Raw genomic sequence first — 11,977 nt, forward strand, 5'->3', positions numbered from 1 at the left:
GGAACAGCCCCTCGACGACGACGTCAGCTCAGTGCGTCGATCGCCGGGGCCACCTGTGACTCGCGGCCCAGCCCCGCGCCCACTTCCGTCAGCTTCGCCCGCAGGCTGCCGGCGTCATTCGCGCAGATCGTCGCGTGGCCGACTTTTCGGCCCGGGCGAGCCTCCTTGCCGTAGTCGTGCCAGTGGCCGTCGGCCGTGGACAGCACCGGCGCGGGATCCGGCATCTCGCCGATCCAGTTGAGCATCGCGCTCGCACCGCGGACGCCCGTGTCACCGAGCGGCAGGCCGAGCACCGCGCGTATGTGGTTCTCGAACTGGCTGGTGTGCGCACCCTCGATCGTCCAGTGCCCCGAGTTGTGCACGCGCGGCGCCATCTCGTTGCCCAGCAGCTCGCCGCCGCGGACGAAAAGCTCCAGTGCGAAGACGCCGACGTAGTCGAGGCGCTCGGCGATCGCCTTGGCGTGCGCGATCGCTGCGTGTTCCAGTTCGTCGGACGTACCCGGTGCCGGCGCCAGGCTCAGCGACAGGACGCCGTCGACGTGCCAGTTGCGGGTCAGCGGCCAGGTGCGGAATTCGCCGTCCCGGCCACGAACCGCCACGACCGAGAGTTCGCGGTCGAAGGGAACGAAGGCTTCGAGGATCAGACCGTGCTTCGCCGCCGCCTCGCCGAGGGCCGTCCAGGCGAGGTCGATGTCCGCGGGCGTCTTCAGGCGGAACTGACCCTTGCCGTCATAACCGAGGCGGCGGGTCTTCAGGATGCCGGGCAGGCCGATACGTTCGACCGCGGCGACGAGGTCGTCGCGCGTATCGACCGGGGCGAACTCGGGCGTGTTGAGGCCGGATTCGCGGAACAGGGTCTTCTCGGCGAGGCGGTCCTGAGCCACGGCCAGCGCCCGCGGGTTCGGGTGCACGGCGGCTTGGCCGGCGAGCCGGTCGGCGGTGGCGGCGGGCACGTTCTCGAAATCGAAAGTGACGGCGTCGATCCGGCGGGCGAAATCCGCCAGGACGGCCTCATCGTTCCAGTCGGCCGCCAGGAGTTCGGTGACTTGGCCGGCGCAGGCATCGGGCGACGGATCGACGACCAGCGTGCGCAGGCCCAGCGGCGCGGCGGCCAGGGCGAGCATGCGGGCGAGCTGGCCGCCCCCGAGGATGCCCACGGTAGGGAGCGCGCGGCTCACGTGCGGGGATCCGGATCGTCGAGCACCGTCCGGGTCTGCTCGGCGCGGAACGTGTCCAGCGCCGAGGCCACGGCGGGGTCGTGCAGCGCCAGCACCGAGGCCGCCAGCAGGGCGGCGTTGACCGCGCCGGCGCGGCCGATGGCCAACGTACCGACGGGGATGCCGGCGGGCATCTGTGCGATCGAAAGCAGGGAATCCATGCCGTTCAATGCCTTGGACTGGACCGGCACGCCAAGGACCGGCAGCGGCGTCTTCGCGGCGAGCATGCCCGGCAGGTGCGCGGCGCCGCCGGCACCGGCGACGATGACCTGGATGCCGCGCTCGCGGGCCGTGGCGGCGTAGTCGAAAAGCAGGTCGGGCGTGCGGTGAGCCGAGACCACGCGGACCTCGTGGACGATGCCCAGGCGGGTCAGCGTGGTGGAGGCATGCTCCATCGTTTCCCAGTCCGAACGCGAGCCCATCACCACGCCCACGCGTGGCTTGTCCGCTTCGTTACCGCCGTTGGAAGTCATGGCCGGAGCACCCAAAAGTCGCTATTGTAAAGGCATTCCTTTCATCAGGTGGCCCCTCCGGCGGCCGACTCCATGGACAAGCGTCTCCTCGACATTCTTTGCTGCCCGGTCAGCAAGCGCCCCCTCCGCCCCCTCTCGGCGGCCGAGCGCGACCAACTCAACAACGCGATCCGCGCCGGCTCGGTCGACACGGTCGCCGGCGAGAAAGTGGCCGACCCGATCTCGGAAGGCTTGATCACGACGGACGGCCAGCTCGTCTACCGGGTCGAGGACGGCATTCCCGTCATGCTCCCCGAAGCAGGCATCGGCACGCTCCAACTGGCGGGCTTCTCGCCAGAAACGGGTCGCGCATAAAATCCGTGACGCAAGTCACGCTATAAAGCATTCGTTCCCGCACAATGGCGCTTCGGGCGGGGGCCAGAAACACATCCAGGATGCGCGATGAACAACGCGAGCGAGCCGTCGAATATCGTCGACCTGAGTCAGCGCCTGGACCCGCGCAGCGAGCGCGTGGGCGCGCTGCTGGTGACGGTGCGCGGCCTCGCGACGAAGCGGCTGCACGCGCTGGCCTCGAACATGTTCGAGAACATCGACGACGCCCTGTTCGACCTCGCCGAGAAGGCTGAGAACAACGCGGCCCAGACCCAGTTCTTCGACGGCATGCGCGAAGTGCGCAAGAAGCGTGCGATCGTCGAGCGCACCTTTCTCGGCCAGGTCGCCCGTGACCTGGCCGATTTCTCCGCGGGCCGCACACGCGCCCCGGACAGCGACGCCACGGCGCGTCCGCTCGCCAATATCGAACTGAGCCTGGTCGGCGAGAACGAACTGGAGGAATCGCTGGCCATCACCAGCATGATCGGCAAGAACGAGCAGCGCCTCGCGCGCGCGCTCTTCGCCGTGAACCAGCGCCTGTCGGTGATCTGCGGCGGCGCCAAGATGGACGACACCAGCAATCCCGTGGGGCCGGCGTCGCTCGCCGGCGCGTTCCGCCAGGCCATGCGCGAGTTGATGGTCGAGGTCCGGGTCAAGCTGATCATCTACAAGCTGTTCGATCGCTACGTCCTGGCGGGCATCGACGAGCTCTACGACGACATCAACAACGAGCTGGCCGCCGCCGGCGTGCTGCCGCAGCTGCGCCACGAGATTCCCACCCGGCGCAGCGATGCGCCAGCGCCGATCGGTCCCGTCTCCGGTGCCACCGCGCCGGCCCAGGCCGCCGCCCCGGTGACGGATGCCGCCGCGGCGGAATTCATGCAATCCCTGCACGCCCTGTTCTCTGCGCGTCGTGGTGACGCGAGCGCCGTGACCGGCGGTGGCGGCATGCCGCTGCCCACTGGGCCGCTGCCCAGCCCGACGGAGCTGCTCGGTGCGTTGACGCTGCTGCAAAGCCAGATCGCCGCCTTGCCGAATCAGGCGGCGCAGCTCGCCACGCAAGCCGACGTCACGCGCGACGTAGCCCAGCTGAAGGAGCAGCTCCTCACCCAGATCGGCCAGTTGCGCGGCCAGCAGACCGCGCACGTGTCCGGCATGGACGAGGATACGATCGACCTCGTGGGCATGCTCTTCGAGTTCATCCTCGAGGACCATAACCTTCCGGCCGAGATGCAGGTGATGCTCGCGCGCCTGCAGATTCCCTACCTCAAGGCCGCCCTGCTCGATCGCCGCATCTTCGCGCACAAGTCGCATCCGGCGCGCCAGTTGCTGGACGCGCTTGCCGATGCCGCGAAGGGATGGTCGGCCGAGGCCGATCGCGACGGGCGCCTGTTCGACAAGGTGAAGTCGATCGTCGAGCGCCTGCTGCACGATTTCGACGACGACGTCGCCGTCTTCGGCAAGCTGGTCGCCGAATTGCAGGACTTCCTGGACGTCAGCCGCAAGCGCGCGGAACTGGCCGAGCAGCGCGTGGCGGAATCCGCCCGCGGCCGCGAAAAGCTCGAGCAGGCCCGGCGCCGCGCCGCACAGGAGATCGTCGGGCGCATCGGCCAGGCCTCGCTGCCACCCCTCGTCTATGGCGTGCTGACCCGGGCGTGGGCGAATTACATCGTGCTCACCCTGCTTCGTCAGGGCGAAGAGTCCCACGAATTCCGCGACTCGCTGCGCTTCATCGACGACTTCATCGCCAGCGCGCGTCCCGTGCACGACCTCAACGGTCGCCGTGACCTGCGCGCCATGCTGCCCGGCATCGAGCGCGGCCTGCGCCGCGGTCTTGCCGCCGTGGCATTCCAGGAAGCCGATACGGAACAGTTGCTCGGCCAGTTGCATGCGTTCTATCGCCAGCAACTCGGCGAGGCGGCCCCGGAGACCGCGTCGGGAACTATCGTCGCAAGTGTCATGCCGCTACCGGAAGCGATCCAGGCGATCGAAGAGCCGGCGGCCGCACCCGAGCCGGACGACGAGGTGGATTCGCTCCTCGACGAAGCGTTCGACGAGCGCAACCTCGCTCAGGCGCGTGAACTGAAGGTGGGCCAGTGGCTCGAGTTCACGGCGGCCGACGGCACCACCGACCGCGCAAAGCTGTCCTGGATCAGCCCGATCAGCGGCCGCTACCTGTTCGTGAACCGCCGCGGCCTCAAGGTCGCCGATCACAGCCTGGCCGGCCTGGCGCAGTCCTTCGCCAGCGGCACCGCCCGTGTCCTCGATTCCACCCTGCTGTTCGACCGCGCGATGGACGCCATCGTCGAGAAGCTGCGACAGCCTGAAGCGTGACGATGAGCCCAGCCGATTCGCGACACCTTGCCGACGCGCTGCCGCCGGCCAGCGAGATCCTTGCCGATGTGGAACGCGCCTTCGCCGAGGACATCGGCCCGGGCGACGCGACGGCTGACCTGCTCGATCCGCATGCCACGGCCACCGCGGTGCTCACCTGTCGCGAGTATGCCGTGCTCTGCGGCTCGCCTTGGTTCGACGCCTGCTTTCGGAAGCTCGACCCCGCGGTGCGGATCGAATGGCTCGCCAGCGATGGCGATCGCGTCGCACCGGGCACGGCCATTTGCCGTCTTGCCGGCAAGGCGCGCGCCCTGGTCACGGCCGAACGCTCCGCATTGAATTTCCTGCAACTGCTCTCGGCCACGGCGACCGTGACGGCACGCTATGCCGACGCCATCGCCGGCACGCGCACCCGCGTGCTCGACACGCGCAAGACCCTTCCCGGCCTGCGTCGCGCACAGAAATATGCCGTGCGTTGCGGCGGCGGTACGAACCATCGCATCGGCTTGTTCGACGCGATGATGCTCAAGGAAAACCACATCATCGCGGCGGGGGGCATTCCTGCCGCCGTCCGTGCCGCACGCTCGATCCATCCGGAGCTGCCGCTCATCGTCGAAGTGGAATCACTGGACGAGCTGGCTCAGGCGATCTCCGCCGGAGCCGACCGCGCGTTGCTGGACAATTTCAGTCCGGAGATGCTGGTCGAGGCCGTGGCCCTTGCCGCGGGCCGGATACCCTTGGAGGTTTCCGGAAACGTCGAGATCGACACGATCCGGGCCATCGCGGAAACCGGTGTGGACTTCATCTCCAGCGGGGCGCTAACCAAGCACGTGCGGGCAATCGACCTGTCGTTGCGGCTCGACGTGAAAAGTTGAGGGGCTTGTGGCCGGCGCCGCGCGGCCACACACTGACTCCATGTCTTCCATCAACGACCTCATCTGGCTGTTCGTCCTCGCCGCTGGCGTGGCCACGTGGTATCGGCTGACGCAGGCGCGGGAGGTCGCGGTACGCGCCGCGACGGCGCTGTGCAAGCGACATGAGCTGCAGTTGCTCGACCAGAGCGTCGGCTTGCGTGCCATTCGCTGGCAAGGCGTGGATGGGGTCCGCCGACTGGAGCGCTGCTACGCGTTCGAGGTCAGCGACGACGGGCAGTCACGCCAGCCGGCGCGCCTTTGGATGGCGGGGAATGGCGTGGTGAGCTTCTCGCTGCCGCATTCGGGGGCGCCGGAGCTCGAAACCGTCGTCGCCACGGATGCGTTCGTGCACACGGGGAACGTTGTTTCGCTTGCCGATCGCCGGCGAGTGCATTGAGTCGCACCGCTTCGTACGGATCGCCGACCTACTTCACCACGCGCAGATGCGGGGCGCCGCGCTTCGGCCGGTCGTCGTCGCCACCTGTCGGCTCGGACGAGTCGCCGGAGTCATCGGAAGCATCCGCGCCGTTCGCCGCCGGGCTGTCGTTCTCGTCCGCGGGGAACATCATGCCCTGGCCGTTTTCCTGCGCATAAAGCGCCAGCACGGCCTGCACGGGGATCACGATGGACTGGCTGACGCCGGAAAAACGGGCCTCGAAGGCGATGCGATCGTTGCCGAGGTCCAGGTTGGCCACGGCGCGCATCGCCAGGTTCAGCACGACCTGGCCGTTTTTCACCACGTGGGCCGGCACGCGGACGCCCGGGTGGGCGGCATCCACCAGCACGTACGGGGTCAGACCGTTGTCGCTGATCCAGTCGTAGATGGCGCGCAGCAGGTAGGGCCGATTGGAAGTCATGCCCGCGCTTTCGTTCGTATCCATGGAAACCGTCCTCGTCGTACCCGCCGGTGTGGGTCGGGAATCACCTGATGCCCCGGCAGGGCAAGGCCAGAAGACAGTTTAAGGGATAGGGACGGTCGGGGACACTCCGCGGGCTTAACCGGGGGCGAAATTGAAGTCCGGGCGCATATCGCGCTCTTCCGGGGTGAGGCTCCGGGCGAAGCCCTGGCTGTGGAACAGCCTCTCGCCATAGTCCACGATCGGCTTCCCGTCCTTGCCCAGGTCCACGCCCAGGTGCGGCAGGCGCCAGACCACCGGGGCCACGAGGCAGTCGATCAGGCTCATTTCCGGGTTCAGGAAGAAGCGAGAGGCGCGGAACAGGGGGACGGACATCAGCAGGTGTTCGCGGAGGCGCTTGCGGGCGCCATCGGCGGGCTTGCCGCCCTCCCGGATCGTGTCGATCTCGGACAGCCAGTCGTTCTCGATCCGCCACGTGGCCAGCCGGAGCCGGGCCCGGGACAGGGGATCGATCGGCATCAGAGGCGGATGCGGGTAGCGCTCGTCGAGGTACTCGACGACCACCGCCGGGTCATAAAGAGTGAGGTCGCGGTCGACGAGGGTCGGCAGCGTGCCGTAGGGGTTGAGCTCGAGCAGGTCCGGCGTGGGCTGGTCCGCTTTGAGGATGATCCGGTCGTAGGCGACGCCCTTGGCGGCCAGCACGAGGCGCGTGCGGTGGCAATGGATGTCGTCGGCGCTGGTGTAAAGCGTCAGTGCCGAGCGCGAACGTGCGGTCTGGACCATCTTTCGATCTCCCTCCCTGCTGCCTCAACGGTAACGGGGCGGCCCCCAAGGCCGCCCCGCGGGGACGTCAGTCAGTGACTCTCGTGGACGTCCTTCCAGTACTCATGCTTCAAAAGGTACAGGAGGAAGGTCAGGCCGGCCAGAAACAGGATGACCCAGACGCCGATCGACTGGCGCTCGAGGGCGGCCGGCTCAGCCGCGTACTCGAGGAAGGTGGTGAGGTCGCGGGTGGCGCCACGGAACTGCTCGGGCGTCATCCGGCCGGGGGTCGTGATCTGGAGCTTCTCGACCACCGCTTCCTGGCCCGGGGCCGCTTCGCCGTGGACCGCCGTCTGCAACCCCTGCAGCTCCCATAGCGGGTTCGGCATCGAGGCGTTCGGGAAGACCGTGTTGTTCCAGCCCACCGGACGGGTCGGGTCCAGGTAGAACGAGTTGAGGTAATTGAAGATGAAGTCCACGCCCTTGGCGCGGGCTTCCAGCGAGAGGTCCGGCGGGTCCTTGCCGAACCAGGCCTTCGCGCCCTCGGCGGGCATGTGCGAGATGACCGGCTCGCCGAACTTGGCGCCCGTGAAGTTGAGGTTCGTCATCACCTCTTCCTCGGACAGGCCGAGATCGGAGGCGAGGCGCGAATACCGCACGTACTTCAGCGAGTGGCAACCGACGCAATAGTTGAAGAACAGCTTCGCGCCACGCTGGAGCGACGCCTGGTCGCCCACGTTGGTTCCGGCCGGTGCCAGGCCTTCGCCTTCGGACGCGAGCGCCGGGATGGTGGCCGCTGCAAGGCCCAGCGCCAGGGCGATGGAGTAGATAGTGCGCTTAATCATGCAACGTCACCCGTTCCGGAACCGGCTTGGTCTTCTCGAAGCCAAAGCGCGTGTAGACCCATACGAATACGAAGAACCCGAAGTAGCCGAGCACCATGAGGCGGCCGAAGGCGTTTTCCCAGGTGGTGACGTCGGCGTGCGGGAACCATTCGGGGATGACTTCGGCGGTGACGCCTGCGCCTACCAGGCCCAGGGCCAGGAAGCTGACGACGAGCACGCCCAGCGCGATGCGGAAACCGAAGCCACGGTAGCGCACCGAGCGGACTTCGCCCTTGTCGATCCACGGCAGCAAGGCCAGCAGCAGGATCGCCCCGAACATGCCGATCACACCCCAGATCGCCGTGCCGAAGAAGGACGGGATCATGCGCAGGATCGCGTAGAACGGGGTGAAGTACCACGACGGCTTGATGTGGCTCGGCGTGACCAGGTTGTTCGCCGGGGTGAAGTTGTCGTGCTCGAGGAACCAGCCGCCGAAGGTCGGCGCGAAGAAGATGATGAAGGCGGCGATGGTGAGGAAGAAGCCGACGCCCACCAGGTCCTTCACCGTGTAGTACGGATGGAACGGGATGGTGTCCTTGGGCTTCTCCGGATTCCACCGGTTGCCCTTCGGGCCATGCTTCACGTCCACGCCGTCCGGATTGTTGGACCCCACTTCGTGCAGCGCGGCGAGGTGCAGCACCACCAACAGCAGGAGCACCAGCGGCAGCGCGATCACGTGCAGCGCGAAGAAGCGGTTGAGCGTGGCGTCGGCGGGCAGGAAGTCGCCCATGATCCACTCCACCAGCGAGCCGCCGATGTAGGGGATGGTGCCGAACAGCGAGATGATCACCTTCGCGCCCCAGAAGGACATGTTGCCCCACGGCAGCACGTAGCCCATGAAGGCCTCGGCCATGAGCACGAGGAAGATGAGCATGCCGAGGATCCAGACCAGTTCGCGCGGACGCTTGAACGAGCCGTACATGATCCCGCGGAACATGTGCAGGAAGACCACCACGAAGAACAGCGACGCACCGGTGGAGTGCATGTAGCGGATCAGCCAGCCCCACTCCACGTCGCGCATGATGTACTCGACCGAGTTGAACGCTTCCAGCGCACTCGTCTTGTAGTTCATGGTGAGGAAGATGCCGGTCACGATCTGGTTGACCAGGACCAGGAGCGCGAGCGAGCCGAAGTAGTACCAGAGGTTGAAGTTCTTCGGTGCGAAGTACTCCGTCATGTGCTTCCGGTACATCGGCATCAGGCCAGGGGCCCGCTCGTTGAACCAGTCGCCCATGCGGTTAAGGACCTTAGCCATCAGCCTGCCTCCTGCGGATCGACGCCGATCTGGATATGCGTGTCGTCGATGAAGTGGTAAGGCGGCACCGGCAGGTTCTTCGGGGCGGGCACGCCGCTGAAGACACGGCCGGACAGGTCGTACCGTGACTTATGGCAGGGGCAGTAGAAGCCGCCCTTCCAGTTCGCGTCGAACGGCTCGGGCTTGATGTCGGGCACGAAGTCCGGCACGCAACCAAGGTGCGTGCACAGCCCGATGACCACCAGCCACTCGGGCTTGATGGAACGGTTTTCGTTGGTCGCGTACTTGGGCTGCTGCGCGGCGTCGGACGACGTCGGATCCAGCAATCGGGGCTCGAGGCCCTTCAGCTGCGCCAGCTGGTCCTTGGTGCGGTTAACGACGAACACAGGAAGGCTGCGCCACGCGAAGGTGACCTTCTGGCCGGCCTCGATGGCACTGATATCGACCGTGACAGGCGCCCCCGCTGCCTTTGCCCTTGCGCTCGGTTCCCACGACTTGATGAAGGGCACGACCGCCGCGACCACTCCCGCCCCGCCGACAACTGCTGTCGTTACGGTTAGGAAGCGACGGCGCCCGTGATCGACGACTTCGTTCGCCATCAGGCTCTCCGGAACTTATGCCATTGAGAATGCGGACCCCAACGCCGGCTCTTTTCGGAAATCGGCTTCCGCAAATCGCGTCAGTGTAACGTCAGCACCAGCCACGTACAATAAAATGAACGCCACCTTGTACCTGATGAGGGACAGGGCAGCCACGGAACCGCCCGGATGCGGTATTGGTACGCAGGATCCCTCGCTCCTTCATGAAAGATGCCGCCCGCACGCTCGCCTTCGTTGCCCGCTTCGTCGTGCTCGGCCTCGCCGTCGCGTTCGTCGTCGGCCTCTTCTGGCCGGGTAGCGGTGCTTTCCTTCGGCAGCGCTTCGCTGGCGGTGCGGCATCGGGCGAAGCGGTCTCGTCCTCGGCTACCGTGGCATCGGGGCCTGCCTCGTATGCCGACGCCGTCGCCAAGGCGGCGCCCTCGGTCGTAAATATCTACGCGAACAAGCTGGTCACCGAACAGCCTCGCGAGCTCTACTCCGACCCCGTGCTCCAGCGCATCTTCAGCGTGCCCACCGGTCCGGCACGTACCCGCCGCCAGCAGAACCTCGGCTCCGGCGTGATCGTCAGCGACGATGGTTACGTCTTGACCAACAACCATGTGATCGCCAACGCCGACGACATCCAGCTGTTGCTGTACGACGGTCGCGTGGCGAGTGCGCGGCTCGTGGGTTCCGACGACGAGACGGACCTCGCCGTGCTCAAGGTGGACGCCGGCAACCTGCCCGCCATCCACATGACCGACGCGGACAGCCGTCCGCGTGTGGGCGACGTGGTGCTGGCGATCGGCAATCCCTTCGGCATCGGGCAGACGGTGACCATGGGCATCGTCAGCGCCATCGGGCGGCAGCTCAACCTGTCCAGCCTGGAGAACTTCATCCAGACCGACGCGGCCATCAACTTCGGCAACTCGGGCGGCGCGCTGGTCAATGCGCACGGCGAACTGGTCGGCATCAACACGTCGCTCATCGGCCAGGCCGTGGGCGCCGAAGGCATCGGCTTCGCCATCCCCGTGCAGAGCGCGCGCGATGTCCTCGACCAGATCGTGCAGACCGGGCACGTGGTACGCGGCTGGATCGGCGCGGACTATGGCGCCGTTCCCGTGTCGGCCAACAGTGGCCTTCCCTCGGCGGCGCGCGGCGTGGTCGTCAACGAGGTCTCGCCCGGCGGTCCGGCTGCGGCGGCCGGCATCCAGCAACGCGACGTCCTGCTGCGCATCGGCGACGAGGACATCCTCGACCCGTCCGACCTGCGCCGCCACGAGGCCACACTGAAGCCTGGCGTGCCGGTGCAGATTTCTGGCCTTCGCTACGGTGCGCCGTTCACCGCCACCATCACCCCGACGCAACGGCCGCCGAGCGCGCCGATGCAGGCGCTGCGGCAGCCTTAAGCGCCGCGGTCGGCCAGGGGGACGCCGGTGCTTGCGTGCTGCTTCAGCGTTTCCGCGTAGCGCTTACGCAACACGCCCACGCGTTCCACGTAAACCTGGGTCTCGTCATAGGGCGGGACGCCGTTGTACTTCTGCACCGCACCGGGCCCCGCGTTGTACGCCGCCGCGGCCAGGCGCTCGTTGCCGTTGAAGTTCCTCAGCAGCAAGGCCAGGTAGCGTGCGCCGCCACGGATGTTCTGGCCCGCGTCGAACGCGTCGAGCACGCCCATGTCGCGTGCCGTACCGGGAATGAGCTGCATGAGCCCTTGCGCGCCGGCCACTGACAGCGCCCGCGGATTGAACGCGCTCTCGGCGTGGATGACCGCCCGCAGCAACGCCTCGTCGACCCCGTATTCGCTGCTGGCGGCACGGATTGCGTCGCCGTACGAGGTGAGGTTCAACGCCACGCTGTTCCAGTCGATCCTCGAATGCACATCGCAGGCGGCGCAGGTGGCGATATAGGTAAAGAGCATCTTGATGCTCTGCCCCTTCGCCGACCCGCCGGGTGGGATGTTGGTGTATTCGACGCCGCCGTCCGGTCGGGTGATCCGGTAGACGGCGCCGCGAAGCACGCGCGAACCCTTTGGCGCGACGGGCGCGGCCGACGCCGTAAGATCCTGCGATGCGGATTCCCGGTAGTCCCACGTTCCCTTGGGGGCCGTGACCGGAGGCAGCGCCTCAGGCTCCCCCGGACCGACGACGACGGCGCTGGTCACGCCTGCGAACGCCGCTGGCGAAGATCCCGATACCACTGAGCCAACCACACCCTCGAGCGACGCGTTGCCCGCCGTCGGTGGGAAGCGCGCTGGCGCGCGAAGGGGCCGCGGCGTATGGCTTCCGCTTCGACAGCGGCATGAAGATCACGGCGTCTTATGGCACGGCC

13 protein-coding genes are annotated in these 11,977 nt (G+C 67.1%); 5 read left to right on the forward strand and 8 right to left on the reverse strand.

What is annotated here, in order from left to right; translation table 11 throughout:
- Window positions 1-23: 23 nt before the first annotated feature.
- Window positions 24-1,178 carry a 5-(carboxyamino)imidazole ribonucleotide synthase gene (locus ACQKIE_RS19070; RefSeq protein WP_427462120.1) on the reverse strand — a complete coding sequence of 385 codons (1,155 nt, stop codon included), beginning with the start codon at window positions 1,176-1,178 and terminating at the stop codon, window positions 24-26.
- Window positions 1,175-1,690, reverse strand: coding sequence for a 5-(carboxyamino)imidazole ribonucleotide mutase (purE, locus tag ACQKIE_RS19075; RefSeq protein ID WP_427462122.1), 516 nt, complete (start codon window positions 1,688-1,690; stop codon window positions 1,175-1,177). Before purE ends, ACQKIE_RS19070 begins: the two co-directional genes overlap by 4 nt.
- A 72-nt stretch (window positions 1,691-1,762) precedes the next feature.
- Here purE and ACQKIE_RS19080 point away from each other — a divergent pair, with 72 nt between their 5' ends.
- From ACQKIE_RS19080 to ACQKIE_RS19095, 4 genes are all read left to right on the forward strand, one after another.
- Window positions 1,763-2,044, forward strand: a complete 282-nt coding sequence (locus tag ACQKIE_RS19080; RefSeq protein WP_427462124.1) for a Trm112 family protein — start codon at window positions 1,763-1,765, stop codon at window positions 2,042-2,044.
- Between the two features lie 87 nt (window positions 2,045-2,131).
- Window positions 2,132-4,396, forward strand: coding sequence for a DUF1631 domain-containing protein (locus ACQKIE_RS19085; RefSeq protein ID WP_427462126.1), 2,265 nt, complete (start codon window positions 2,132-2,134; stop codon window positions 4,394-4,396).
- A 2-nt stretch (window positions 4,397-4,398) separates the two neighbouring features.
- Window positions 4,399-5,271: a carboxylating nicotinate-nucleotide diphosphorylase gene (nadC, locus tag ACQKIE_RS19090; protein ID WP_427462128.1), complete on the forward strand. Its 873-nt coding sequence runs from the start codon at window positions 4,399-4,401 to the stop codon at window positions 5,269-5,271.
- A 40-nt stretch (window positions 5,272-5,311) separates the two neighbouring features.
- Window positions 5,312-5,707: a DUF3301 domain-containing protein gene (locus ACQKIE_RS19095; protein ID WP_427462130.1), complete on the forward strand. Its 396-nt coding sequence runs from the start codon at window positions 5,312-5,314 to the stop codon at window positions 5,705-5,707.
- A 28-nt stretch (window positions 5,708-5,735) separates the two neighbouring features.
- Here ACQKIE_RS19095 and ACQKIE_RS19100 read toward each other — a convergent pair whose 3' ends face one another.
- The 5 genes from ACQKIE_RS19100 to petA form a co-directional block, all read right to left on the reverse strand.
- The gene (locus ACQKIE_RS19100; protein WP_427462150.1) at window positions 5,736-6,167 is read right to left on the reverse strand and encodes a ClpXP protease specificity-enhancing factor; all 432 of its coding nucleotides are present in this window, start codon (window positions 6,165-6,167) and stop codon (window positions 5,736-5,738) included.
- A gap of 138 nt (window positions 6,168-6,305) precedes the next feature.
- Window positions 6,306-6,950, reverse strand: a complete 645-nt coding sequence (locus ACQKIE_RS19105; RefSeq protein ID WP_427462132.1) for a glutathione S-transferase N-terminal domain-containing protein — start codon at window positions 6,948-6,950, stop codon at window positions 6,306-6,308.
- Between the two features lie 71 nt (window positions 6,951-7,021).
- Window positions 7,022-7,774 carry a cytochrome c1 gene (locus ACQKIE_RS19110; protein ID WP_427462134.1) on the reverse strand — a complete coding sequence of 251 codons (753 nt, stop codon included), beginning with the start codon at window positions 7,772-7,774 and terminating at the stop codon, window positions 7,022-7,024.
- Window positions 7,767-9,068, reverse strand: a complete 1,302-nt coding sequence (locus tag ACQKIE_RS19115) for a cytochrome b (protein WP_427462136.1) — start codon at window positions 9,066-9,068, stop codon at window positions 7,767-7,769. Before ACQKIE_RS19115 ends, ACQKIE_RS19110 begins: the two co-directional genes overlap by 8 nt.
- A complete protein-coding gene (gene petA, locus ACQKIE_RS19120; protein ID WP_427462138.1) occupies window positions 9,068-9,667 on the reverse strand; it encodes a ubiquinol-cytochrome c reductase iron-sulfur subunit in 600 nt (199 codons plus the stop codon). The genes ACQKIE_RS19115 and petA overlap by 1 nt, the downstream gene beginning before the upstream one ends.
- Window positions 9,668-9,870: 203 nt before the next feature.
- Between petA and ACQKIE_RS19125 the strand changes: the two genes are divergently transcribed.
- The gene (locus tag ACQKIE_RS19125) at window positions 9,871-11,055 is read left to right on the forward strand and encodes a S1C family serine protease (protein ID WP_427462140.1); all 1,185 of its coding nucleotides are present in this window, start codon (window positions 9,871-9,873) and stop codon (window positions 11,053-11,055) included.
- Here ACQKIE_RS19125 and ACQKIE_RS19130 read toward each other — a convergent pair.
- The gene (locus ACQKIE_RS19130; RefSeq protein WP_427462142.1) at window positions 11,052-11,810 is read right to left on the reverse strand and encodes a lytic transglycosylase domain-containing protein; all 759 of its coding nucleotides are present in this window, start codon (window positions 11,808-11,810) and stop codon (window positions 11,052-11,054) included. The genes ACQKIE_RS19125 and ACQKIE_RS19130 overlap by 4 nt on opposite strands.
- Window positions 11,811-11,977 lie beyond the last annotated feature (167 nt).

The organism is Luteibacter sp. NPDC031894 (assembly GCF_050273135.1).
Taxonomy (GTDB): domain Bacteria; phylum Pseudomonadota; class Gammaproteobacteria; order Xanthomonadales; family Rhodanobacteraceae; genus Luteibacter.

Bases quoted from the DNA above. Each gene is read 5' to 3' on its own strand.
- purE (WP_427462122.1), bottom strand. From the start codon at position 1,690: ATGACTTCCAACGGCGGTAACGAAGCGGACAAGCCACGCGTGGGCGTG.
- ACQKIE_RS19080 (WP_427462124.1), top strand. From the start codon at position 1,763: ATGGACAAGCGTCTCCTCGACATTCTTTGCTGCCCGGTCAGCAAGCGC.
- ACQKIE_RS19085 (WP_427462126.1), top strand. From the start codon at position 2,132: ATGAACAACGCGAGCGAGCCGTCGAATATCGTCGACCTGAGTCAGCGC.
- nadC (WP_427462128.1), top strand. From the start codon at position 4,399: ATGAGCCCAGCCGATTCGCGACACCTTGCCGACGCGCTGCCGCCGGCC.
- ACQKIE_RS19095 (WP_427462130.1), top strand. From the start codon at position 5,312: ATGTCTTCCATCAACGACCTCATCTGGCTGTTCGTCCTCGCCGCTGGC.
- ACQKIE_RS19100 (WP_427462150.1), bottom strand. From the start codon at position 6,167: ATGACTTCCAATCGGCCCTACCTGCTGCGCGCCATCTACGACTGGATC.
- ACQKIE_RS19105 (WP_427462132.1), bottom strand. From the start codon at position 6,950: ATGGTCCAGACCGCACGTTCGCGCTCGGCACTGACGCTTTACACCAGC.
- ACQKIE_RS19110 (WP_427462134.1), bottom strand. From the start codon at position 7,774: ATGATTAAGCGCACTATCTACTCCATCGCCCTGGCGCTGGGCCTTGCA.
- ACQKIE_RS19115 (WP_427462136.1), bottom strand. From the start codon at position 9,068: ATGGCTAAGGTCCTTAACCGCATGGGCGACTGGTTCAACGAGCGGGCC.
- petA (WP_427462138.1), bottom strand. From the start codon at position 9,667: ATGGCGAACGAAGTCGTCGATCACGGGCGCCGTCGCTTCCTAACCGTA.
- ACQKIE_RS19125 (WP_427462140.1), top strand. From the start codon at position 9,871: ATGAAAGATGCCGCCCGCACGCTCGCCTTCGTTGCCCGCTTCGTCGTG.